This window comes from Nocardioides currus, assembly GCF_003057875.1.
Taxonomy (GTDB): Bacteria; Actinomycetota; Actinomycetes; order Propionibacteriales; family Nocardioidaceae; genus Nocardioides; species Nocardioides currus.
The window spans coordinates 396,460-417,942 of sequence record NZ_PYXZ01000002.1 but is presented as its reverse complement, the minus strand read 5'-3'; the positions used below and the strand labels follow the sequence as shown (position 1 = coordinate 417,942).

The 21,483-nt window shown below is 72.2% G+C and carries 22 protein-coding genes; 14 read left to right on the top strand and 8 right to left on the bottom strand.

What is annotated here, in order from left to right:
* Positions 1-85 precede the first annotated feature (85 nt).
* Positions 86-1,393, top strand: a complete 1,308-nt coding sequence (locus C7S10_RS07095) for a PspC domain-containing protein (protein ID WP_108343702.1) — start codon at positions 86-88, stop codon at positions 1,391-1,393.
* Positions 1,394-1,401: 8 nt separating this feature from the next.
* On the top strand, positions 1,402-1,773 hold the full coding sequence (locus C7S10_RS07090; protein ID WP_108343701.1) for a hypothetical protein: 372 nt from the start codon (positions 1,402-1,404) through the stop codon (positions 1,771-1,773).
* On the opposite strand, the gene C7S10_RS07085 is transcribed toward C7S10_RS07090, so the two are convergent.
* A complete protein-coding gene (locus C7S10_RS07085) occupies positions 1,770-2,756 on the bottom strand; it encodes an LLM class flavin-dependent oxidoreductase (protein ID WP_108343700.1) in 987 nt (328 codons plus the stop codon). The two genes, C7S10_RS07090 and C7S10_RS07085, sit on opposite strands and share 4 nt — an antisense overlap.
* Positions 2,757-2,889: 133 nt before the next feature.
* Positions 2,890-4,431: an AMP-binding protein gene (locus C7S10_RS07080; RefSeq protein WP_108343699.1), complete on the bottom strand. Its 1,542-nt coding sequence runs from the start codon at positions 4,429-4,431 to the stop codon at positions 2,890-2,892.
* Between the two features lie 102 nt (positions 4,432-4,533).
* Here C7S10_RS07080 and C7S10_RS07075 point away from each other — a divergent pair, with 102 nt between their 5' ends.
* The gene (locus C7S10_RS07075; RefSeq protein ID WP_108343698.1) at positions 4,534-4,962 is read left to right on the top strand and encodes a PNPOx family protein; all 429 of its coding nucleotides are present in this window, start codon (positions 4,534-4,536) and stop codon (positions 4,960-4,962) included.
* A gap of 6 nt (positions 4,963-4,968) precedes the next feature.
* On the opposite strand, the gene C7S10_RS07070 is transcribed toward C7S10_RS07075, so the two are convergent.
* From C7S10_RS07070 to C7S10_RS07060, 3 genes are all read right to left on the bottom strand, one after another.
* Positions 4,969-6,270 (bottom strand): GAF domain-containing sensor histidine kinase, encoded by a 1,302-nt coding sequence (locus C7S10_RS07070; protein WP_207769266.1) that lies wholly within the window; start codon positions 6,268-6,270, stop codon positions 4,969-4,971.
* The gene (locus C7S10_RS07065; RefSeq protein ID WP_108343697.1) at positions 6,267-7,001 is read right to left on the bottom strand and encodes a response regulator; all 735 of its coding nucleotides are present in this window, start codon (positions 6,999-7,001) and stop codon (positions 6,267-6,269) included. The genes C7S10_RS07070 and C7S10_RS07065 overlap by 4 nt, the downstream gene beginning before the upstream one ends.
* 70 nt (positions 7,002-7,071) lie before the next feature.
* Complete coding sequence (locus tag C7S10_RS07060) at positions 7,072-8,088, bottom strand: glycerophosphodiester phosphodiesterase family protein (RefSeq protein WP_108343696.1); 1,017 nt, start codon at positions 8,086-8,088, stop codon at positions 7,072-7,074.
* 66 nt (positions 8,089-8,154) lie between these two features.
* Between C7S10_RS07060 and C7S10_RS07055 the strand changes: the two genes are divergently transcribed.
* The 8 genes from C7S10_RS07055 (at position 8,155) to C7S10_RS07020 (ending at position 16,822) form a co-directional block, all read left to right on the top strand.
* On the top strand, positions 8,155-8,697 hold the full coding sequence (locus C7S10_RS07055; protein WP_243395252.1) for a YbaK/EbsC family protein: 543 nt from the start codon (positions 8,155-8,157) through the stop codon (positions 8,695-8,697).
* Entirely contained in the window at positions 8,697-9,368 is a 672-nt protein-coding gene (locus tag C7S10_RS07050; protein ID WP_108343694.1) for an alpha/beta hydrolase, read from the top strand. Before C7S10_RS07055 ends, C7S10_RS07050 begins: the two co-directional genes overlap by 1 nt.
* A gap of 52 nt (positions 9,369-9,420) precedes the next feature.
* Positions 9,421-11,133 carry an ABC transporter ATP-binding protein gene (locus tag C7S10_RS07045; RefSeq protein ID WP_207769265.1) on the top strand — a complete coding sequence of 571 codons (1,713 nt, stop codon included), beginning with the start codon at positions 9,421-9,423 and terminating at the stop codon, positions 11,131-11,133.
* A gap of 76 nt (positions 11,134-11,209) precedes the next feature.
* Complete coding sequence (locus C7S10_RS07040) at positions 11,210-12,958, top strand: ABC transporter ATP-binding protein (RefSeq protein WP_243395251.1); 1,749 nt, start codon at positions 11,210-11,212, stop codon at positions 12,956-12,958.
* On the top strand, positions 12,931-13,707 hold the full coding sequence (locus tag C7S10_RS07035; RefSeq protein ID WP_423802709.1) for a YqjF family protein: 777 nt from the start codon (positions 12,931-12,933) through the stop codon (positions 13,705-13,707). Before C7S10_RS07040 ends, C7S10_RS07035 begins: the two co-directional genes overlap by 28 nt.
* Before the next feature lie 25 nt (positions 13,708-13,732).
* Complete coding sequence (locus C7S10_RS07030; protein ID WP_108343693.1) at positions 13,733-14,773, top strand: LLM class F420-dependent oxidoreductase; 1,041 nt, start codon at positions 13,733-13,735, stop codon at positions 14,771-14,773.
* The gene (locus C7S10_RS07025) at positions 14,761-15,681 is read left to right on the top strand and encodes an oxygenase MpaB family protein (RefSeq protein WP_108343692.1); all 921 of its coding nucleotides are present in this window, start codon (positions 14,761-14,763) and stop codon (positions 15,679-15,681) included. The genes C7S10_RS07030 and C7S10_RS07025 overlap by 13 nt, the downstream gene beginning before the upstream one ends.
* Complete coding sequence (locus C7S10_RS07020) at positions 15,674-16,822, top strand: acyl-CoA dehydrogenase family protein (protein WP_243395249.1); 1,149 nt, start codon at positions 15,674-15,676, stop codon at positions 16,820-16,822. Before C7S10_RS07025 ends, C7S10_RS07020 begins: the two co-directional genes overlap by 8 nt.
* Positions 16,823-16,824: 2 nt before the next feature.
* Here C7S10_RS07020 and C7S10_RS07015 read toward each other — a convergent pair whose 3' ends face one another.
* Positions 16,825-17,703 carry an alpha/beta fold hydrolase gene (locus C7S10_RS07015; RefSeq protein WP_108343690.1) on the bottom strand — a complete coding sequence of 293 codons (879 nt, stop codon included), beginning with the start codon at positions 17,701-17,703 and terminating at the stop codon, positions 16,825-16,827.
* Between the two features lie 39 nt (positions 17,704-17,742).
* Here C7S10_RS07015 and C7S10_RS07010 point away from each other — a divergent pair, with 39 nt between their 5' ends.
* Positions 17,743-17,958 (top strand): amphi-Trp domain-containing protein, encoded by a 216-nt coding sequence (locus C7S10_RS07010; protein WP_108343689.1) that lies wholly within the window; start codon positions 17,743-17,745, stop codon positions 17,956-17,958.
* 11 nt (positions 17,959-17,969) lie between these two features.
* On the opposite strand, the gene C7S10_RS07005 is transcribed toward C7S10_RS07010, so the two are convergent.
* On the bottom strand, positions 17,970-19,331 hold the full coding sequence (locus C7S10_RS07005; protein ID WP_108343688.1) for a DUF222 domain-containing protein: 1,362 nt from the start codon (positions 19,329-19,331) through the stop codon (positions 17,970-17,972).
* Between the two features lie 185 nt (positions 19,332-19,516).
* On the opposite strand from C7S10_RS07005, the gene C7S10_RS07000 reads away from it, so the two are divergent.
* Both C7S10_RS07000 and C7S10_RS06990 read left to right on the top strand, forming a co-directional pair.
* On the top strand, positions 19,517-19,783 hold the full coding sequence (locus C7S10_RS07000) for a hypothetical protein (protein ID WP_108343687.1): 267 nt from the start codon (positions 19,517-19,519) through the stop codon (positions 19,781-19,783).
* 525 nt (positions 19,784-20,308) lie between these two features.
* Complete coding sequence (locus C7S10_RS06990; protein ID WP_108343685.1) at positions 20,309-20,590, top strand: DUF4287 domain-containing protein; 282 nt, start codon at positions 20,309-20,311, stop codon at positions 20,588-20,590.
* Positions 20,591-20,616: 26 nt separating this feature from the next.
* Here C7S10_RS06990 and C7S10_RS06985 read toward each other — a convergent pair whose 3' ends face one another.
* Complete coding sequence (locus C7S10_RS06985) at positions 20,617-21,375, bottom strand: SDR family NAD(P)-dependent oxidoreductase (RefSeq protein WP_108343684.1); 759 nt, start codon at positions 21,373-21,375, stop codon at positions 20,617-20,619.
* Positions 21,376-21,483 lie beyond the last annotated feature (108 nt).

Here is a 21,483-nt window from a genome sequence, read left to right as displayed (position 1 = left end):
CCCTGAGGGCGCGCGGACGATGGCGCCGCAGGATCAGGGTCGTCCCCGATGGTGCGGACCGCGTGGGTGGCGTTGAGTTGGGGCCATGACGAACACCTCCCCGCCCCCGCCGTACGAGCCGGGGCCCACCGACGCCCAGGAGCCCGCGGGCCAGCAGGGCCCGCGCACCTCGCGCAACGAGGTCCTCGAGCTGGGCCGGCTGCGCCGCGCGGTCGACGACCGGCACATCGCCGGCGTCGGCGGCGGCCTCGCCCGCCACCTCGACATCGACCCCATCATCGTGCGGGTCGCGCTGGTGGTGCTGGTGTTCTTCGGCGGTGCCGGACTCCTGCTGTACGGCGCCGTGTGGCTGCTCGCACCGGAGGAGGGTTCCCCCGCCCAGCCGCTCGGGCTGGACGACCGCAACCGCAACATCGCGCTCCTCGGGGCCGGCGTGCTGGCGGCGATCGCCGCCGTCGGTGACTTCGCCGGCGCCTTCTGGTTCCCCTGGCCGCTGGTGATCGTCGGGCTGCTGGTCGTGTGGTTCCTCAACCGCAAGCAGGAGCGGTCGCAGCGGCCGACGAGCTATTCGTCCCCGACCCCGCCGTGGCAGAGCCAGGCGTTCGCGCAGAGCCAGGCGGTCCGCACCGAGGCCGGCACCACGGCCGAGGAGCCGGCGACCGGTGAGAGTCCCTCCGGGGGCCACCAGGCGCCGTACCAGCCCTACCAGGGCTACGGGTCCACCCAGACCTACGAGCAGACCTACCAGGGGTGGCAGCCGCCGCAGGCGCAGACCTACGTCAAGCCGCGCAACCCGCGCCGCCGTGGCCCGATCCTGTTCTGGTTCACCCTCGCGCTGATCGCGACCGGCATCGGCACGCTCGGCCTGATCGACGTCTCCGGCACCGCGGTGCCCGCCGCGGCCTATCCCGCGCTGGCGATGGCGCTCACTGGCGCGATGCTCCTCCTCGGCGCCTTCTGGGGCCGGGCGGGCGGGCTGATCTTCATCGGCCTCCTCACCGTCCTGGCGACGCTGGTCGGCACGGCGAGCGACAACTTCGAGAGCGAGCGCGTCCTGCACACCCCGACCAGCTCGTCGCAGGTCCGCGACGCCTACGACTTCGGTGCCGGTGAGTTCACCGTCGACCTCTCCGGCGTCACCGACGTCGAGGGCCTCGACGACCGCGAGATCACCATCGACGCCGGCATCGGCGACGTCGAGGTGGTCGTGCCCGAGGGCATGGACGTCACGGTCGACGCCTCGACCGGGGTGGGCGACGTGGCCGTGTTCGGCCGGAGCAGCGACGGGCTGGACGTCAGCCAGCAGGGCTCCGTCGACGGCGGCGACCAGGTCCCCGACATGAACATCATCATCGACCTCGGCGTCGGCCAGGTCACCGTCCGCGAGAAGTGAGGACAGCCATGAGCACCTACTCCAGCACCCCCGTCGACAGCCCCGTCGGCACCGACGACCAGAGCGGTCGCCACCCCGTGAACGTCGGGCACCTCGTGATGGGCGTCGCGTTCCTCGGCCTGGCCACGATCTGGGCGCTGTTCGAGTCCGACGCGATCGACAGCAGCGACCTGCGCTGGTTCCTGCCGCTGCCGTGGCTCGCCGCCGGCCTCGCCGGCCTGCTGGCGGTCGCCCTGACCGGGCGCCGTTCGCGACCCGAGCCGGAGGTGACGTACGCCGCCGACCCGATGTGGGCGCAGCCCGACTCCTACACCCGTGACCGTGACGCCCAGCTCGACGCCGACATCGAGTCGGCCGAGCGGGACCGCGACGAGTCCTAGGCGGCCTCGACCTTCGGCATGATGTCGTTCTTCAGCCGCTTCAGGTCGTCGATGGTCTTCGACACCGGGACGTCGGCGAAGGGCGGCCACAACAGCGGCATGGTCAGTCCGGCCTCCTCGTACTCCTTGAGCTTGTCGACGATCTGCCGCTCGCTGCCGACCAGGATGTTGGAGCCCTTGCCGTTGTCGGTCTGGTCGACGTCCACGTCGGTGATGGTGAACCAGATCATGCTGCACATGTCGAGGTCGTCGATCGACTTGCCGAGCTGCTCGAGCTCGCCCGCGATCGCGGTGCGCCACTCGGTCAGCTCGCGCGGGGTGTCCTGGATGCCGATCCAGCCGGCGAGGCCGTACTTCGCGACCCGGTTGGCCGAGCGCTTCGGGTCGCGCAGCCCGCTGAAGTAGATCGGCGGGTGCGGGTCCTGCAGCGGCTTGTGGCCGAAGCCCGACGGCTCGAAGTCGGCGAACTCGCCGTGGTACTCGAAGGTCTCGTTGGTCCAGATGCCCTGGCAGATCTCGATCGTCTCGCGCACGTGTGCGTGCCGCCGGGGGAAGAGGTGGGTGGCGCTCGCCGCGGCGAACTCCTCGGGCATCCAGCCGGCGCCGACCCCGACGTTGAGGCGGCCGCCCGAGAGGTGGTCGATGGTCGCGCACTCGGCGGCGAAGACGCCCGGGGAGCGGTACGGCGTGTCGGTGATGCTCATGCCGATGCGGACCTTCTCGGTGCGGGCCGCCAGCCACGGCAGCAGCGGCCAGCCCTGGAACCACTGGCCGTTCGACGCGACCGGCAGCTGCTTGGGGAACTCCTTCATCATCCCGAAGGAGTACTCCATCTCGTTGCGGTCGGAGGCCTCCGGCACGATCACCCGGTCGAGCGTCCAGACGGAGTCGAAGTCGAGCTCCTCGGCGAGGTCCGTCAGGTCGGCGAGCTCCTGGACGCTCACGTGGTTGCGGAAGGTGGGCAGGTACAGAGCGAGCTTCATCGGCGACTTCTCCTCGTGAGCGACCGTGGCCCGCGTCGGCCGGCGGACGGGGTCGTCGGCAGCTCAGGCCCTTGGTGGGTATCTGACCGCCGCCGCGGCGCGACCCGCAAGGGAGCCCGTGCTCATGGTTTCCTCAACGCTGCTCGGGCGGCCGTCCGCCGAGCCGGTCACGCAGCTCGCGCTTGAGCACCTTGCCGTAGTTGTTGGTCGGCAGGGACTCGACGAAGTGGTAGTCCTTCGGCCGCTTGAAGCGGGCGATGCGGTCGAGGCAGGCGCGGTCGAGCTCGGCGGTGGGCGGCTCGGTGCCGTCGGTGACGACGAAGGCGACCACCGCCTCTCCCCACTCGGGGTCGGGCCGGCCGACGACGGCGACCGCCTCGACGTGGGGGTGGGTCAGCAGCGCCTCCTCGACCTCGCGCGGATAGATGTTCATGCCCCCGCTGATGACGAGGTCCTTCGACCGGTCGTGGAGCGTGAGGAACCCGTCCTCGTCGAGGCTGCCGACGTCGCCGGTGTGCAGCCAGCCGCCGCGCAGGGTCTCCGCCGTCTCCTCGGGCTGCCCCCAGTAGCCCGCCATCACCACGCCGCCGCGGACGACGACCTCACCGGGCTCCCCCGGCGGCAGGGCACGGTCGGCGTCGTCGACGACCCGCACCTCCACGTCGGTGCGGGGGAAGCCGACGCCCTGCATGCGCTGGCGCCACCGGGGGTGGTCGGTGTCGGCGTGGTCGGTCTTCGACAGGCCGGTGATCGTCATCGGCGTCTCCCCCTGCCCGTAGATCTGGGCGAGGCGGGGCCCGAAGGTGGCCAGCGCCTGCTCGAGGTCGGCGAGGTACATCGGCGCGCCGCCGTAGATGATCGTCCTGAGCCCGGTCAGGTCGGCGCCGGCGAGCGCGGCGTCGGCCGTGAGGCGCTTGACCATGATCGGCGCGGCGAAGAACGACATCCCGGGCCAGCGCGCGAGCAGCGACAGCAGCGTCGCACCGCCCAGCGGCCCGGGCGGCGGGAAGACGCTCACCGCCCCGCGGGCGACGTGCGGCAGCCCGTACAGGCCGGAGCCGTGCGAGAGCGGGGCGGCGTGCAGGACGCTGTCGGTCGCGGCGACCGGGTCGATGTCGGCGTAGTAGCTCAGCGAGGCCATCAGCAGGTTGCCGTGGGTGAGCGTCGCGCCCTTCGGGCGGCCGGTGGTCCCGCTGGTGTAGAAGAGCCAGGCCGCGTCGTCGGCACCCCGGTCGGTCAGGGCGACGGGCGCCGCCGAGAGCAGCCCGTCCCAGTCGGGGCCCGGCACCACGACGACCCGCTCCACCGTCTCCAACCGCTCCTCGAGGGCACTCACGTCCGGCGCGTGCGCCGCGTCGGTGACCACGACCCGGGCTCCGCTGTGCTCGAGGACGAAGGCGACCTCGTCGCGGTGGAGCCGCGCGTTGACGGGGACGGCGACGAGGCCGGCGTGCCATGCGGCGTACTGCGCCTCGAGGTACTCCGCCCGGTTGTCCATCACGATCGCCACCCGGTCGCCCGGCTCGAGCCCGCAGTCCGCGCGCAGCCCGCCGGCGACCGCGGCGACCCGCGCCGCGAGCTCCGACCAGGTCGCGTGCACGTCGCGGCCCGACGCCAGCGCCGGCCGGTCGCGCAGCCTCCGCCCGTGACGCTCGACCCAGCTGGCGAGGTTCATCCGGCCAACCTGACCGGCCGCGACCCGGGGGTCAAGTCGCTCCGACCAGCGTTGAGGAACACGTGATTGTCCCCGGGCGGTTCGTCGGGGAGGGTGGGAGACATGCGGCTCGACGAGGCAACATCGCGGTCCCGGCTCGCCGAGCACGTCCACGGCGTGTTCGCCACCCTGCACCCCGAGCGCGGGCCGGACCCCACGCCGGTGGTCTACGCCGTCAGCGACGACGGCCACGTCGGGGTGCCGATCGACACGGTCAAGCCGAAGGCCTCGTCCCGGCTCCAGCGCGAGGACAACCTCGCCGCCGACCCGCGCGGCTCGCTGCTCGTCGAGCACTGGGACGCCGAGGACTGGACACGGCTGTGGTGGGTGCGGGCCGAGTGCCGCCACGTCCCCGACCCGTCCGACGCGCTGGCGGAGGAGCTCGCGGACCGGCTCGCCCGGACCGTGCCGCAGTATGCCGACAAGCCCTTCCACCGGGTGCTGGTGTGCCGCATCGTCAAGGTCACCGGCTGGGCGGCCAGCGAGGACTGAGCGCGGTCAGCGCGGGACGAGACCCGCGTCGCGCAGGCCCAGGTGCATCGCCGTGCCCCCGGGGCCGGTGCCGCCCACGGACAGGTCGCCGCCCATCGCCTGGGCCAGTCCCCGGGCCAGCGCGAGGCCGAGGCCGATGCTCTCCTCGGTCGCGCCGGCGCCGTCCCCGGTCGAGGCCGCGCGGGCGTAGGGCGTGAAGATCCTCGGGAGCAGGTCGGCGGGGATGCCGGGCCCGTCGTCCTCGATCAGGACGAGCACGGTGCCTGGCTGCGCCAGGCGGCAGCTCACCTCGACGCGACCACCGGAGCGACCGTGGCGCAGCGAGTTGGCGACCAGGTTGAGCAGCACCTGGCGCAGTCGGCGCGGGTCGCTCAGCACCACCTCGTCCTCGACGTGGTGCACGAGGGTGACGGACCGCTGCTGCGCACGCGCCGAGAGGAGGCCGAACACCTCGGCGACGACCTCCCGGAGCCGGACCGGCTCCAGCGCCAGCGGCAGGGCGTTGGCCTCGATGCGACTGAGGTCGAGGACGTCGGCGAGCAGGTCCATCACGTGGCCGGCCGCCGCGCTGATGTGGTCGAGCGCCTCGCGGCGCCGGGCCTCGTCGAGGTCGATGGTCGCCAACAGCTCGGCGAAGCCGACGATCGCCTGGATGGGCGTGCGTGCCTCGTGGCCGACCGTCGCGAGCAGCTCCGACTTCGCGTGGGACAGCTCCTCGGCCGTCCGCCGGGCGGTCTCGGCCTCCTGCCGCGCCTGGCGCTCCTCGAGCAGGTGGGCGTGGCCGATGGCGACCGAGGCGAGGTGGCTGAACCGGTCGACGAGCAGCTGTTCGCGCCGGTCCGGGCGGTGGGGTCGCGCGTGGTAGACCGCGAACGTGCCGACCGGCTGCCCGTCGCGGCCCTCGATCGGGGTCGACCAGCAGCTGCGGAGACCGGCGGCCGTGGCCAGCGCCCGGTAGTCGGTCCACCTGACGTCGGTGAGGACGTCGCGGGCGACGACGGCGACGTTGAGGGTCGCCGCCGTACCGCACGAGCCGGCCGCCTCCCCGATGGGCATCCCGTCGATGGCCGCGACGTAGTCGCCGGGCAGGCTCGGCGCGGCGCCGTGGTGCAGCGTGCGGCGCTCGCGGTCGAGCAGGAGCACCGAGCAGCGGGCGCCCGGCATGAGGTGCTCCAGCGAGCCGATGATGCCGGCCAGCACGTCGGGCAGGGGCGCCGCGTTCGCGATCAGCTCGAGCACCTCGGTCTGCCCGTCGAGCAGCTCACGGGCGTCGGTCTGCGAGTCGGGCAGGCCGGTCGCGGTGCTCACGGCTCGTCCACGAGGTGGTAGCCGACCCCGCGCACGGTCCGCAGGATCCGCGGGCGTGACGGGTCCTCCTCCAGCTTGAGCCTCAGCCGGTGCACGTGCTCGGTGACGGTGGCCTCGCCCAGCCACTCCGAGGACGAGTTCCAGACCCGGTCGACGAGCTGGCTGCGACTGAAGACGACCCGCGGGTGCGTGGCGAGGAAGGCCAGGAGGTCGAACTCCTTGGGCGTGAGCTCCACCTCGGTGCCGTCGCGCCGCACCCGCCTGCTCGCCGGCTCGATGCGGAGCGGGCCCACCTCGATCGCCTCGCCGGCCAGCTCCGGCGAGCTGCGGCGCAGCACCGACCGGACGCGAGCCGCGAGCTCGCCGGGCGAGAACGGCTTGACCAGGTAGTCGTCGGCGCCGAGGTCGAGCCCGACGATCCGGTCGTCCTCACCGCTGCGCCCTGACAGCACGATGATCGGGGTGTCGGACCGGCCGACCCGTCCGCCCCGCACGGAGCGGATGACGTCGAGGCCGCCGAGCCGCGGCAGCGAGAGGTCGAGCACCACCAGCGAGGGGTGGTCGTCGCGGATGCTGCGCAGCGCGTAGGTGCCGTCCTCGGCCTCGACGACGCGGTAGCCCGCGTGGTCGAGCTGCCAGCGCACGACCGTGCGGATGGCCGCGTCGTCGTCGACCACGAGGACGAGCGGCGCCCGCGCGTCCACGGGTGTCACCGCCGGAGCCTGGCTCATGCGTGATGGCTACCACACGTCGCGGCCCCCGGTCATCGCCTCGCTGGGTGGTCCGGTCGGCGACGTGCCGTCACAGGTCGAGCTCGCGAGCCGTCGCGAGCGCCCGCTCGGGGTGGTCGGTGATGACCCCGTCCACCCCCACGTCGAGCAGTGCCCGCACCTCGCCGGCCATGTCGCCGGGGGCGTCGGGCGCGTCCCCCCGCCGCAGGTTGGTCGGCAGGAAGCGGTTCTCGGCCCGCACCGTCCAGACGTGCACGGTCAGCCAGAGGCGGTGGGCGTCGCGGACCAGGCTCGACGGCTCGCCGATCGCGCCCACGCCGTCCCGGGGCAGCACCAGACCCTTGTGCGGACCGATGCCGTCGGCGTACTCGTCGATCCTGGCCAGCCCCTCGCGGGTGCACATCTCGGCGTGCGAGTCGCCCGCCTCGAGCAGCTGGATGATCGGCAGCCTCGTGCGCATCGCCAGCCGCTGCAGGATCGGCGCCTCGAAGGACATCAGGCTGATGCGTGCCCACGGGCGGTCGAGGCCGTGGCGGTGGAGGGCGGCGAGCAGGGGAACGTCGAGCGGCAGGCCGAGGGAGTCGAAGTAGGCCGCGTGCTTGAGCTCGATCATGACGCCGACGGTGCGGCCGCGGCGCATCGACTCGGCGTGCGCCATCGCGAGGACCTCGGTCAGGGTGGCGATCCCCTCGCGACCGTTGTAGGCCGTGTTGCCCGGTCGCGTCGCGGGCAGGCGCTCCCGCGCGGTGAGGGTCTTCAGCTCGGCCAGGGTGAAGTCCTCGGTGAACCAGCCGGTGACCTTGTGCCCGTCGATGCAGCGGGTGCTGCGCCGGTCGGCGAACTCGAGGTGCTCGGTGACGTCGGTGGTGCCGCTGAGCTCCGACTCGTGCCGCGCGACGAGCACCCCGTCCCGGGAGGAGACGAGGTCGACCTCGATGTCGTCGACGCCCATGCGGATCGCCGTACGGTAGGCGTCGAGGGTGTGCTCGGGGCGGTGGCCGCTGGCCCCGCGGTGCCCGACGATCGCCGGGGTGACGACCAGGCTCGGGGTCCGGTCGCGGAGTGGGACCTGCCAGGTCACCGTCATGCGCCCACGGTGGCGGGCATCCACGACGAGACGGCGACCCCTTGGTGAATGGCACATGATGGTCGCGTGACGCTGCCGAGCTTCCCTGCCCTCGAGTCCCTGCCGGTGCTCGACCACCTCGACCTCGTGGCCCCTCCGGTCGCCGGACTCCTCGCCGCATGGCCGCAGGCCGACCAGGTGGCGGTGGTCGAGATCGACCCGGAGCTCGCGGACACCGCGGCGATGACGGCGGAGTACGACCTGCCGCTCGCCGCCTCCGGCAACTGCGTCGTGGTCGTCGGGGCGCGCGCCGGCGAGGAGCGGATCGCGGCCTGCGTCGTGCGCGCCGACACCCGCGCCGACGTCAACAGCCTCGTGCGCAAGCTGATCGACGTCCGCAAGGCGACCTTCCTGTCCATGGAGCGCGCGGTCGAGGAGTCCGGGATGGAGTACGGCGGGATCACGCCGGTCGGGCTGCCCGGCGGGTGGCGCCTGCTGGTCGACGAGCGGCTGCTGGCCGAGCCCGTGGTGATCCTCGGCTCGGGCGTGCGTCGCTCCAAGCTGCTGGTGCCCGGCCCCGTCCTGGCGGACCTGCCGGGTGCCGAGGTCGTCGCGGACCTGGGGCGCTGATGTCGCGCGCCCGGCTCGTCGCCACCCGCGTCCCCCGCGACCCCGAGGGTGTCGTGCTGGTCCTCCACGGAGGCGCGAGCCGAGGCGAGTCGGCCATGGTGAGCCCGGCGCAGCTGTCGGTCCTGCGGATGGTCCCGGTCGCCCGTCGGATCGCCCGCGCGGGCCGCGGACGCCTGGCCGTGTTCCGCCTCCTCAACTCGCACCGCGGGTGGGACTCGTCGACGACACCGGTGATGGACGTCGCGTGGGCCCTCGAGCAGCTCGCGGAGCGGTTCGGCGACCTGCCGGTCGCCCTCGTCGGCCACTCCTTGGGCGGCCGCGCGGCGCTGCTCGCGGCCGATCGACCCCGCGTCACCTGCGCGGTCGCGCTCAACGCGTGGCTCTACCCCACCGACGACGCCGACCTGCAGGGCCGCTCCGTGCTGTTCGTGCACGGCACCGACGACCGGATCGCCTCGCCGCAGAACGCTGCGACGGTGGCCCGCCGCCTCGCGCGAACCGCCCGCGTCGGCTACGTCTCCGTGCCAGGCGGCAAGCACGCGATGCTGCGCCACGGGGCGCGCTTCGAGCGCTACGCCGCCGAGTTCGTGGCGGCGACACTGCTGGGTGTCGACGCGTCGTCCTCACCGGTGCGCGACGTCCTCGCCGGAGAATCCTTCGTGACGGCCTGACCCGACGAAAAGGATTCGCTCGCGCGGGCCGCGCGTCCGTACCCTTGGACGAGTGCGTCAGCTCCCCGTCCCCGACCCCGGCACCGCCGACCATCGCAGCGCGGGACGTTTCCTCTGGTGGCTGGCGCGCGGGCAGTGGCAGACCCTGGCCGGCGGCATGGCGTTCGGCATCGTGTGGATGTCCTGCCAAGCCGTGATGCCCGCCGTGCTCGGCCGCGCGATCGACCGCGGCGTCGCGGCCAAGGACCAGCAGCAGCTGGTGCTGTGGGCCGGCGTGATGCTCGCGATCGGGCTCCTGCAGGCGGTCACCGGGATCATGCGCCACCGGTTCGCGGTGACCAACTGGCTCACCGCCTCCTACCGCGTCGTGCAGCTCACCACCCGGCAGTCCGTGCGCCTCGGTGGCTCGCTGCCCCGGAAGGTCAGCACCGGCGAGGTCATCGCGATCGGCACCACCGACCTCGACCACATCGGCAACTCGATGGACGTGACCGCCCGCTTCGCCGGCGCGATCGTGTCCTTCCTCCTCGTCTCCGCGATCCTGCTCAGCACCTCGGTGGAGCTGGGCCTGCTGGTGCTGCTCGGGGTCCCGCTGCTGCTGCTGGTGATGGGCCCGATCCTCAAGCCGCTCCAGGCCCGCAGCGCCACCGAACGCCAGATGCGCTCCGACCTGTCCAACACCGGCACCGACATCGTCGGCGGGCTGCGGGTGCTGCGCGGGATCGGGGGCGAGGGGGTGTTCCTCGACCGCTACCGCCGCGAGTCCCAGGCCACCCGCACCGCGGCCGTCAACGTCGCCAAGCTCCAGTCGGTGCTCGACGCGCTCCAGGTGTTCCTGCCCGGCATCTTCGTCGTCCTGGTGGTCTGGCTCGGAGCCCGGTCCGCGGTCTCCGGCGACATCACGGCGGGCGAGCTGGTCGCCTTCTACGGCTACTCCGCCTTCCTGATGCTCCCGCTGCGTACGGCGACCGAGTTCGCCAACAAGCTGATCCGCGCCCGCGTCGCGGCCGGCCGGGTGTGCCGGGTGCTCGCCCTGACGCCGGACGTGGTCGAGCCGACCTCCCCCGCCGCCACGCCGGCGCCCGGATCGGCGCTCGTCGACGCCCGGTCGGGCCTCCACGTCCGCCCCGGGATCGTCACGGCGATCGTCTCCGAGCAGCCTGACGACTCCGCTCTGCTGGCCGACCGGCTGGGCCTGTGCGCGGCCGAGCAGGACGACGAGGTCACTCTCGGCGGGGTGCCGCTCACCGCTCTCCCCCACGCCGTGGTCCGCGAGCGGATCATGGTCTCCGACACCGGCGCCGCCCTGTTCGCGGGCCGGCTCGCCGACCGCCTCGACGAGCGCGGCACCGGCGACGTCGAGAAGGCCCTGGTCACCGCGTCGGCGGAGGACATCCTCGAGGCGCTGCCCGACGGGCTCGACACCGTCGTCACCGAGAAGGGCCGCTCCTTCTCCGGCGGCCAGCGCCAGCGGCTGGTGCTCGCGCGGGCGCTCGCCGCGGACCCGGAGATCCTGGTGCTGGTCGAGCCCACCAGTGCCGTCGACGCCCACACCGAGGCCCGCATCGCGGCCCGGCTGCGCGCCCACCGCGACGGCCGCACCACGGTGGTGACGACCGTCAGCCCGCTCCTGCTCGACGCGGTCGACGAGGTGGCGTTCCTGGTCGACGGCCGGATCGCCGCGGTGGGCAGCCACGCCGACCTGCTGGTCGACAGTGCGGCGTACCGCACCGTCGTGGTGCGCGACGTGGAGGTCCCCGCATGAGCGCGCGAAGCGAGCGAGTCATCCAGCACAGTGCGTTGTGTGCCTCGTGCGCGCACGGAGCGAAGCGAGTACGCGCATGAGCGTGACCACCAGGCTGCCCATCGCCGACGGCCGCGCCGTGCGCCGCTACGTCGGGCAGGTGGCTCGCCGCCACCCGCGCCTGCTCTACACCGCGCTCGGGCTGCACGTGCTCGCGGCGCTCACCGCGCTGGCGGCGCCGCGCCTCCTCGGCGACCTCGTGCAGGCTGTCGAGGAGGGCACCACCCGCGCCCACGTCGACCGCATCGTGGTCCTGCTCGCCGTCTTCCTGGTCGCGCAGTCGGTGCTGACGCGCTATGCGCGCTACCGCTCGCAGGTGATGGGCGAGCTCGTGCTCGCCGAGCTGCGCGAGGACTTCGTGGCCAACACGCTGGCGCTGCCGGTCGGCACCGTCGAGGCCGCGGGCTCCGGCGACCTGCTGACCCGCACCGGCTCCGACATCGACCGGCTCGGCTGGTCCGTGCGCTGGGCGCTGCCCGAGTGGACCATCGCGGTCGTCTCGGCGGTGCTGACGTTCGGCGCCGCGCTCAGCGTCGGCTGGTGGGTCGCGCTGCCCTGCCTGCTCGCCCTGCCGCCGCTGGTCATCGGGCTGCGGTGGTATCTCGCCCGCGCCAAGGACGGCTACCTCGCCGAGACCGCGTCCTACTCCCAGATCACCACGACGCTGTCCGAGACGGTCGAGGGCTCGCGCACCGTCGAGGCGCTCGGGCTGGGGACCAAGCGGATCGAGATGGGCGACGACGACTGCACCCGGTCGTTCAAGGCCGAGCGCTACACGCTGCACCTGCGCACCGTCTTCTTCCCGAGCATGGAGCTGAGCTACCTCCTGCCGGTCGTCGGCACCCTGCTCTTCGGCGGCTACCTCTACACGCAGGGCTCGGTCTCGCTGGCCGAGGTCACGACCGCGACGCTCTACGTGCAGATGCTGATCGACCCGGTCGACCGCATCGTCTCGATCCTCGACGAGCTCCAGCTCGGCGCGGCGGCGCTGTCGCGCCTGCTCGGGGTCGCGCAGGTGCCCGACGACCGCGAGGTCAGCGGTCGGGTGCCGTCGTCGGAGAAGCTCGACGCCGAGGACGTGCGGTTCGCGTACGTCGAGGGGCGCGACGTCCTCCACGGCGTCGACCTCGACGTCGGGGTCGGCGAGCGGATCGCGATGGTCGGCCCGTCCGGGGCCGGGAAGTCGACCCTCGGCCGGCTGCTGGCCGGGATCCACCCGCCCCGCTCCGGCTCGGTCACCGTCGGCGACGTCGGCCTGGTCGAGCTGCCGCTCGGTGACCTGCGCGGGCACGTCGCGCTCGTGACGCAGGAGCACCACGTCTTCGTCGGCACCCTGCGCGAGAACCTGATCCTCGCGCGGCCGTCGGCCACCGACGCGGACGTGCACGCCGCGATCGCCGCGGTCGACGCCCAGGAGTGGGTCTCCGCGCTGCCGGACGGGCTCGACACGGTGATCGGCTCGGGCGGGCGCGCCGTGACGGCCGCCCACGCCCAGCAGATCGCGCTCGCGCGGCTGGTGCTCGCCGACCCGCACACGCTGGTCCTCGACGAGGCAACCTCGCTGATCGACCCCCGCGCGGCCCGCCACCTCGAGCGCTCGCTCGCCGCCGTGCTCCACGGGCGTACGGTGATCGCCATCGCCCACCGCCTCTTCTCCGCCCACGACGCCGACCGCGTCGCGGTGGTCGAGGACGGGGTGATCAGCGAGTTCGGCTCGCACGACGAGCTGGTCGAGGCCGGTGGTTCGTACGCCGCGCTCTGGGACTCCTGGCACGGGAAGGGCTGAGCGAGATCGAGGCCGAGCCGATCACCCCGACCTCCCCACGGGACGCCGGTCGCACGGTCTTCACCCAGCGCTGGGAGGAGCTCACGTTCCTGCACTGGGCGGTGCGGCCGGAGCAGGTGGCGCCGCACCTCCCGCCCGGCACCCGCCCCGACACCTTCGAGGGCCGCACCTACGTCGGCCTGATCCCGTTCTGGATGCAGGGCATCGGCCTGGGCCGCGGTCCCGGGCTTCCCTACGTCGGGTCGTTCCACGAGACCAACGTCCGGCTCTACTCCGTCGACGAGCAGGGACGTCGCGGCGTGGTGTTCGTCAGCCTTGACGCGTCCCGGCTCGCGCCGGTGCTGGCCGCCCGATGGGGGCCGGGGCTGCCCTACCTCTGGTCACGGATGGACCGTCGGCGCTCGGGTGAGCGCGTCACCTACACCTGCTCGCGCCGGTGGCCGGGCCCGCGGGGCGCGCGGTCGCGGATCTCGGTGCGCGTCGGCCCGCCGATCGAGGCCGGTCCGCTGGAGCACTTCCTCACCGCGCGCTGGGGACTGCACCTGCCCGACCGGGGCGGCCGCACGCGCTACTGGCCCAACGAGCACCCCGCCTGGCCGCTGCACGACGCGACCGTGGACGAGGTCGACGACGAGCTGCTCGCCGTCGCCGGCTTCGCCGACCTGGCCGCCCGGGCGCCCGACCACGCGATGTTCTCGCCGGGGGTCGACGTCGTGTTCGGCCCGCGGAACCCCGCCTTGCAACCGTGACAGTAGTGGTGTCACAGTTGGCGCCATGAAGCTCTCGACGACGCTCATGTACTCCGGCAACCCGCGCGAGGCCGCCGACCAGGTGAGCCGCCTCGAGCAGGCCGGGCTCGACACCATCTGGGTGCCGGAGGCCTACGGCTTCGACGCCCCGACGCTGATGGGCTACCTCGCGGCCAGGACCGAGACCATCGAGATCGGCTCGGGGATCATGAACGTCTACTCCCGCACCCCGGGAGCGCTGCTGCAGACCGCGGCCGGCCTCGACAACGTGTCGGGCGGACGCGCGATCCTGGGCCTCGGGACGAGCGGGCCGCAGGTCATCGAGGGCTTCCACGGCGTGCCGTACGCCAAGCCGCTCGCCCGCACCGCCGAGGTGATCGACATCGTGCGCCGCGGGCTCAAGCGCGAGAAGCTCGAGAACGACGGCCTGATCAAGCTGCCGCTGACCAAGGAGGACGGCGCGGTCACCGGTCTCGGCAAGCCGCTGAAGATCCTCACCCACCCCGAGCGCGACGTGATCCCGATCTACATCGCCTCCCTCGGCCTGAAGTCCGTCGAGCAGACCGCGGCGATCGCCGACGGCTGGATCCCGATGCTCTTCCACCCCGAGAAGGCCGGGCTTGTCTGGGGCGACGCGCTCGCGGCCGGGAAGGCGAAGCGCTCCGCCGACCTCGGCCCGCTGGAGATCAACACCGGCGGGATGGTGGCGATCGGCGAGGGTGCCGAGACGAAGGCGCTGCTGGACCTCGCCCGCCCGCTCTTCGCGCTGTACGTCGGCGGCATGGGCGCCAAGGGCAAGAACTTCTACAACGACGTCGCCTGCGCCTACGGCTACGAGAAGGAAGCGACCGAGATCCAGGACCTCTACCTCTCGGGCAAGAAGAAGGAGGCCGAGGCGCTGGTGCCGACCGACTGGCTCGAGGCCGGCAACTTCGTCGGCCCGGCGTCCTACGTCCGGGAGCGGATCGAGGCCTTCCGCGCGGCCGGCGTCACCAACCTGTCCCTGACCCCCGTCACCGACGACCCGGCGGGCACCATCGCCCAGGTGAAGGAATGGCTCTCCTGATCACGCGGAGGCTGAAGGAGCGTGGGCGTCGCTACGACAACCTGCGCCGCATCCGCGCGCTCGACCCCCGCACCGACCACGACGAGATCCTCCGACTGACCGCGCGCCACGAGTTCCCGTGGGACTACGTCCAGGGCACCGGGATCGCCTTCATGCGCGACTACGGCGTGCCGTCGATCTCTCGGCTGCTCCACCGCACGGCGGAGTTCGAGCAGCACGGGATGAAGCGCTACGACGACACGATCCTGATCGGGCAGGAGGCGACGGTCGACGGCATCGACTCCGAGCGGGGTCATGCCGCCGTACGCCGCCTCAACCAGATCCACGGCCACTACGACATCCCCGACGACGAGCTCGCCTACGTCCTGGCCACCACGATCGTCGGCCCGGTGCGCTGGATCTCGGCCTACGGCTGGCGCCCGCTCGACCCGCACGAGCTGGTCGCGATCGAACGCGTGACCACCCGCTTCGGCGAGCTGATGGGGATCAAGGGGCTGCCCTCGACGTACGACGGCTATCTCCAGCTGCTGCTCGACTTCGAGCGCACGCACTTCGCCCCCGACCCCGCCAACACCGCGTTGGCCGAGGCCTCGATCGAGATCGCCCGTGCGGTCGCTCCGCTGCCGGTGCGCCCGCTGCTGAGGCGGGTGACGATCGCACTGATGGACGAGCCGCTGCGCGAGGCGCTCGGGCTGCCGGAGCAGCCGCGCTGGTTCGTCTCGCTCGTACGCCGCGGGCTGCGACTGCGAGGCCGCGCCCTGCGCTTCGCGCCACCGCGCCGGGAGCCCTACTTCCACCGCGCTGCCACCTATCCCGACGGCCACCGGCTGCGCGACCTCGGTCCGCTGTCGATGCTCGACGCCCTCAACGCCCATGACCGCGCCGACGAAAGGCAAGCCCGTGCCTGACCGCCCCAGCATCCTCGAGCAGGAGCACGAGGACTTCCGCGCCACCGCCCGCGCCTTCTTCGAGCGCTCCGTCGTCCCCTTCCACGACCAGTGGGAGAAGGACGGCGTGGTCGACCGTGACGTGTGGCTGGAGGCCGGCAAGGCCGGGCTGCTGTGCTTCGACGTCGAGGAGGAGTACGGCGGCGCGGGGATCAAGGACTTCCGCTACAACATGGTGCTGGCCGAGGAGGCCGCCCGGGCGGGTGCGTCGGGGCCGGGCTTCGCCGTGCACACCGACATCATCGTCCCCTACATCTCCTCGCTCGGGACGCCGTCGCAGAAGGCCCGCTGGCTGCCCGGGCTGGTCTCCGGCGAGCTGATCTCGGCGATCGCGATGACCGAGCCGGGCGCCGGCTCCGACCTGCAGGGCATCCGGACGAGTGCCGTCGACGCCGGCGACCACTTCGTGCTCAACGGCTCCAAGACCTTCATCAGCAACGGCATCCTGTCCGACCTGGTGATCGTGGTGGCCCGCACCGACCCGGACGCCGGGCACCAGGGCATCTCGCTGCTGGTGGTGGAGCGCGGCATGGAGGGCTTCGAGCGCGGCCGCAACCTGGACAAGATGGGGCTGCACGCGCAGGACACCGCCGAGCTGTCGTTCACCGACGTGCGGGTGCCGAAGGAGAACGTCCTCGGCGAGCTCGGCTCGGGCTTCGTCTCGCTGATGCAGAACCTGCCGCAGGAGCGGATCTCGATCGGCGTCATCGCGGTCGCCGCCATCGAGCACGTGCTGGACCTGTGCCTGTCCTACGCCAAGGAGCGCGAGGCCTTCGGCAAGCCGATCGGGAAGTTCCAGCACAACCGCTTCCTGCTGGCCGAGATGGCGACCGAGGCGCACATCGCCCGCGTCTTCATCAACGACTGCGTGCTCCAGCTCAACGCCGGGACGGTCGACACCGCGCTGGCCTCGATGGCGAAGTGGTGGACCACCGAGCTCCAGAAGCGCTGCGTGGACGCCGGAGTGCAGCTGCACGGCGGCTACGGCTACATGAACGAGTACCCGATCTCGAAGGCCTACACCGACTCGCGGATCCAGACCATCTACGGCGGGACGACCGAGATCCAGAAGGAGATCATCGGCCGCATGCTCGGCCTGTGACCTCAGGCCTCCGCCAGGACCTCGCGCAGCTTCGCGGCGAACTCGTCGGGCTGGCCCATCTGGCCGTACTCCCCGCCGAGGAACCCGTTGTGCCCACCGGGGAACACCACCGGCTCGACGCCGAGCCGGGCCGCGACGGCGCGGGCCGCTCGACCCGCGATCTCGCCGTCCTCGGCTCCGCCCGACTCCTGGCCGACGCCCATCACGACGCGGGTGGACGCGTTGCGCACCGCCTCGAGGTCGGGGACGCGGGTGCAGCCCTCACCGCGCATGTTGGCCATCAGTCCGTCGTTGCGTGAGCCGTCGTCGGTCGTGGGGAGCCCGAACATCGCCGGGTCGGGTGCGGGCTCGTCGCCCGTCCACTCGCCGCGGTGCATGACGAGGGCGATGAACCTCGCCATCGCGGGTCCGATCCCCTCGCGGTCGTAGGCCTCGACCAGGTCGTCGCACGCGCGGCCGATCGCGTCCCCGTCGGGGAGCAACGCGGCCATCGGCGGCTCGTGCGCCACGAGGAGGCGTACGTCGTCGGGGTGGGCGGCGACGAGGAACAGCGCGTTCACCGAGGCGCCCGAGGACGTGAACATGTCGACCGGTCCGCCGAGCTCGGCGACGACCGCGTGCAGGTCCTCGGCGTGCTGCTCCGGCGTCACGGCGGCTGTGTCGTCCTCACGCGTGCTCTGCCCGACGTTGCGGGGGTCGACCAGCACCAGCACGCGATGGCGGATCCGGGCGGCGAGGCTGGCGAAGCCGGTCGCGTCCATCGGCGACCCACCGAGCACCAGCGGCGGCGACTCCGGCGTCGTCGCACCGAGGTCGCCGTGGACGAGGTAGCTGAGGGTGGCACCGGGGACGTCGAGGGTGTGGCGGCTGGGGTCGGTCACCCGGTCAGGCTATTCCCACCGGCTGGCTAGGTTCTGGCCATGGACCTCTTCGAGATGGACGAGACCCGCACGATGACCCGCGAGGAGGCTGCCGCACGTCTGCGCGCCCTGGCCGACTCGCTCGCGAAGCACAACTCCGTGGAGTTCGCGCGCGACGGTGGTCGGATCACCGTCGCCGTGCCCGACGAGGTGAACCTCAAGGTCGAGGTGGAGCTCGGCGACTCCAACGAGGTGGAGATCGAGCTCACCTGGTGACCGCCTGATCCTCAGGCGGCGAGGCCGAACAGCGCGCGAGCGACGGCCCGCTCGGCCGGGCTCGGCGGTTCAGGCGCCGGCAGGCGCCGGGTGCCGCTGTGGTCGACGACGTACGTCGCTCCGTACGGGTCGCGCCAGAAGTAGATCCCCGGGACGGGCTGATGCACCTGCCACTTACCGTGGGTCTTGAGCCGATGGTGGAAGGCCGACATCGGACCGTAGTTGCCCACCCTCGACTGACCCGTGGTTCCATCGCGCCGGTAGGGCACCGTGTGGTCGATCTGGTGATGGCGGGTGGTGCTCACTCCCCAGGGGAAGGTGTCGGCCGGCGTCATCAGGTGCACGGCCTGCCGATGTCGCTCGGGGATCTCGTAGGCGTCGACCGGTGCCTGACCGGCGATGTCGAGGACCGGCCTGATGGTGAACCGTGCGTGCGGACCGAGGTGGCGGCGGACCCATTCCCCGGTCACCGGTCCATGGCCCTCGACGCGAACAGTGTCGGTGGGCTCGGGCCCGGCGTAGGTGTGCACGTGGAGCGTGATCGCCGGCATCACCGACGACCAGTCCACATCGGGACGTTCGCCCGACCCGTCGCGCCACTGCGCGAACTCCTCGATGAGGGCGACGGCTCGGTGGGGGTCGGCCAGCACGGCGACCGCTTTGACCCGCCGTTCTTCCACCCCGTCGGTGTCACCGAGGGACCGGAGGACGTCGGCGATCCACTGCACCCGCCCGTCGAGCAGGGCGACGACGGGGACCGGCGCACGGATGAAGAACCCGCGCATCCCGTCCTCCGTCGAGCGGGTGGGCCTCGCCACCTGCTGCTGCGCACTGGCCTGCTCCGCCTCGGCCGCAGCCTCCGGATCGCTGGCCACGACGAGGCCGGCCACGAGGTCCTCGAAGCGGGACCACGGGATGCGCCCGTCCGCCGGCTCAGCGACGCGCTCGTCGACGTACGACGCCTGATCCGGCGTCAGGTTGCGGGTGCGCCGGGCGACGAAGCGCGCGTAGGACGCCTTGACCTCCAGGGCCTCGACGCGCCGCCAGAGCTGGGGCAGCCGGATCATCAGGTCGAGCGCGTCGGCCATCAGCGAGCGGGCCGATCCGGACGAGATCTCGAGCCGGGCGCCCAGGGCGGCGGCCGCGAACTCAGCCACGTCCGGGGTGCCCACGCCGCCGAACCGCACGACGCGCTCGCGGCCCGGCAACCTGGCGACGTCGGGGTCGATGGTCTCAGGGCTGTTGAGCACGGCTGTCTGAGCGGCGATCCGCAGCACCTGCGCCTCGCACTTCCGCTGCGTGCGCGACACCTCGTCGGCGTGATCGAGGAGCTGTGCCTCGGTCATCTCGTCGAGGGTCGCGGTCAGGTACATGGGACCACTCAAGCAGGGACCACCGACAACGAACGGCCGTCCGCGAGTGGGCTGTGGACAACGCTGATGAGATCTGCACCGAGGTCATTCGAGGGCTGGCCTGCTCGTGCCATCACGGGCCGCACATCGGCGTTGCCGCGCCATCCACACATGCCGATGAGCGGACGTCGCACTAGGGTCGAGGGATGGCGAGCGTCTCCATCGTGAACAACGGGAAGGCGATGCTTTGCGTGCTCACTGAGCCGCTCGGTGAGGACTTCTGGATTGCGCCCGACCAGACGCTGACCTTCTCGGCTCCCGACGAGAGACCAATGGTTTCCTGGTATGAGGGCGGTACGTCCGTCTGGATCAACGACGGCGACCCATACGAAGTAGTCGTCACGACCGGAGCGGGCGAGGCCGTCACGTGCGGTTTCCAGCGGCCACCGGGTGCGTTCGAACCGGCCACCTGACAACCGCCCCGAAACGTCCGCTCATGCCGCGTTGAGCGCCGCTCGCCCGGAGTTGCTCGCGTCCAAAGCGTCTCTGTCAGTGCTCCGCCGCCACCATGAGAGCGCCTCGTGAGTAAGCAGTGGAGCCGGCATCTCAGGGAGTGTGGATAGCTGCCGTATCAGCGAGACGCCTCCTCCGGCCGCGCCTCAAGCCGCTCGTGCCAGGCGAGGTGCTGCTGCGGGTGGCTTCCTGTGTGGGCCACCAGAGCGTGGCACATGCGACAGACGAGACCCGTGGTCGAGCTGCCGCTGAACGAGGCCCTCCAGTCGCCGTACTTGTCCGACGTCTCGGGGTGAGGAAGTGCAGTGTCGTCCACGGCCATCACGCTACTCAAAGATTGACGAGGACGTGTCCGGATCTGCCGCGTCGAGCTTCGTACCGCCGCGACCGGCGAGCCGAGACGTCGTGACAGGCACAGCGGTTTCGGAGAAGCGGTGCCGCGTCGGCGTGACTAGCGTCGGTGGCACACGACCGAAGGGACCACGATGAGCTATCAGGCCTATCTCGACGCGATCGAGAAGAAGACCGGCAAGACGCCCGAGGAGCTGCTGCGGGAGGCTGCTGCGCGCGGGTTCACCCCGCAGAGCAAGGCGGCCGACTTCGTCGCCTGGCTCACGGACGACCACGACGTCGGTCGGGGTCATGCGATGGCACTGTTCGGCGTGCTCAAGAACGGGGCCACGATCAGCGACAAGCACCTCAACAGCGGCACCGCCCACTCCGATGCCTCCACCGAATTGCGTCTGGACGGCATCGCCCGCCGCTGACGGGCGTCGCCGGCCGGGCGCAGCACCTACCAGGGGACGACCCGGCGGTCCTCCCACAGCACGCCGGTCTGCGCGCCGTCGGCGTCCCGGCCCGCCAGCCACACGGCGGTGTCGGCTCCCTGCTCGGCCGACCGGGGCGCGTCCGGCCCACCCATGTCGGTCCGGCAGTGGCCGGGGCAGGTGGCGTCCACGAGCACACCCCGTCGACCCAGGCCCTGCTCGTGGGCGAGGTTGCGCACCAGCGCGTTGACTCCGGCCTTCGCCACGCGGTACGGCGCCAGTCCGCCGGCGTTGCCCGGACCGCTCATCCGCCCGAGGCAGGCACTCACCGCGATCACCCGTCCGTGGCGCCGCTCGACCATGCCGGGGACGAATGCGGTCATCGTCCGCCAGACCCCGTCGAGGTCGACCGCCATGACACGACGCCACTCCTCCTCGCTGGTGCGCAGTGTCTTGGCGGTGCGCTCGCTCATCACCGCGGCCGCGCAGACCAGGACGTCCACGGCGGCCAGCGGACCCAGACGCGCGGGCAGGACGGCCACGTCCTCGGCGCTGCCGACGTCGCAGCCCACTCCCACCGCATCGATGCCGTCCGCCACCAGCGCCTCGGCCGCTGCCTCGGCCGACGCGTCGCTCCGGCCGACCAGCACCACGGTCGCCCCCAGCTCGCCGAGCCCACGAGCGGCCGCGAGCCCGATCCCGCGGCTGCCGCCCGTCACCAGCGCCACCTGCCCGTCGAGCCGTCCGACGGCAGGGCCCGTGCGTTGCTCGTCGTACGTGGTCATGGGTCCACTATGCGTGTCGCCATGTCACCGCACAGCACGCAGCAACGGACTCGCCCGTCCACCTGAGCTCGCAAGCGGTCATGCAGTCCCGCGCTCATCCATCCGCGG

Coding starts and splice junctions, on each gene's coding strand:
- C7S10_RS07050 (WP_108343694.1), top strand. CDS start 8,697: ATGTCGCGCGCCCGGCTCGTCGCCACCCGCGTCCCCCGCGACCCCGAG.
- C7S10_RS07000 (WP_108343687.1), top strand. CDS start 19,517: ATGGCGAGCGTCTCCATCGTGAACAACGGGAAGGCGATGCTTTGCGTG.
- C7S10_RS06985 (WP_108343684.1), bottom strand. CDS start 21,375: ATGACCACGTACGACGAGCAACGCACGGGCCCTGCCGTCGGACGGCTC.
- C7S10_RS07065 (WP_108343697.1), bottom strand. CDS start 7,001: ATGAGCCAGGCTCCGGCGGTGACACCCGTGGACGCGCGGGCGCCGCTC.
- C7S10_RS07030 (WP_108343693.1), top strand. CDS start 13,733: ATGAAGCTCTCGACGACGCTCATGTACTCCGGCAACCCGCGCGAGGCC.
- C7S10_RS07010 (WP_108343689.1), top strand. CDS start 17,743: ATGGACCTCTTCGAGATGGACGAGACCCGCACGATGACCCGCGAGGAG.
- C7S10_RS07005 (WP_108343688.1), bottom strand. CDS start 19,331: ATGTACCTGACCGCGACCCTCGACGAGATGACCGAGGCACAGCTCCTC.
- C7S10_RS07040 (WP_243395251.1), top strand. CDS start 11,210: ATGAGCGTGACCACCAGGCTGCCCATCGCCGACGGCCGCGCCGTGCGC.
- C7S10_RS07025 (WP_108343692.1), top strand. CDS start 14,761: ATGGCTCTCCTGATCACGCGGAGGCTGAAGGAGCGTGGGCGTCGCTAC.
- C7S10_RS07080 (WP_108343699.1), bottom strand. CDS start 4,431: ATGAACCTCGCCAGCTGGGTCGAGCGTCACGGGCGGAGGCTGCGCGAC.
- C7S10_RS07085 (WP_108343700.1), bottom strand. CDS start 2,756: ATGAAGCTCGCTCTGTACCTGCCCACCTTCCGCAACCACGTGAGCGTC.
- C7S10_RS07060 (WP_108343696.1), bottom strand. CDS start 8,088: ATGACGGTGACCTGGCAGGTCCCACTCCGCGACCGGACCCCGAGCCTG.
- C7S10_RS07095 (WP_108343702.1), top strand. CDS start 86: ATGACGAACACCTCCCCGCCCCCGCCGTACGAGCCGGGGCCCACCGAC.
- C7S10_RS06990 (WP_108343685.1), top strand. CDS start 20,309: ATGAGCTATCAGGCCTATCTCGACGCGATCGAGAAGAAGACCGGCAAG.
- C7S10_RS07090 (WP_108343701.1), top strand. CDS start 1,402: ATGAGCACCTACTCCAGCACCCCCGTCGACAGCCCCGTCGGCACCGAC.
- C7S10_RS07075 (WP_108343698.1), top strand. CDS start 4,534: ATGCGGCTCGACGAGGCAACATCGCGGTCCCGGCTCGCCGAGCACGTC.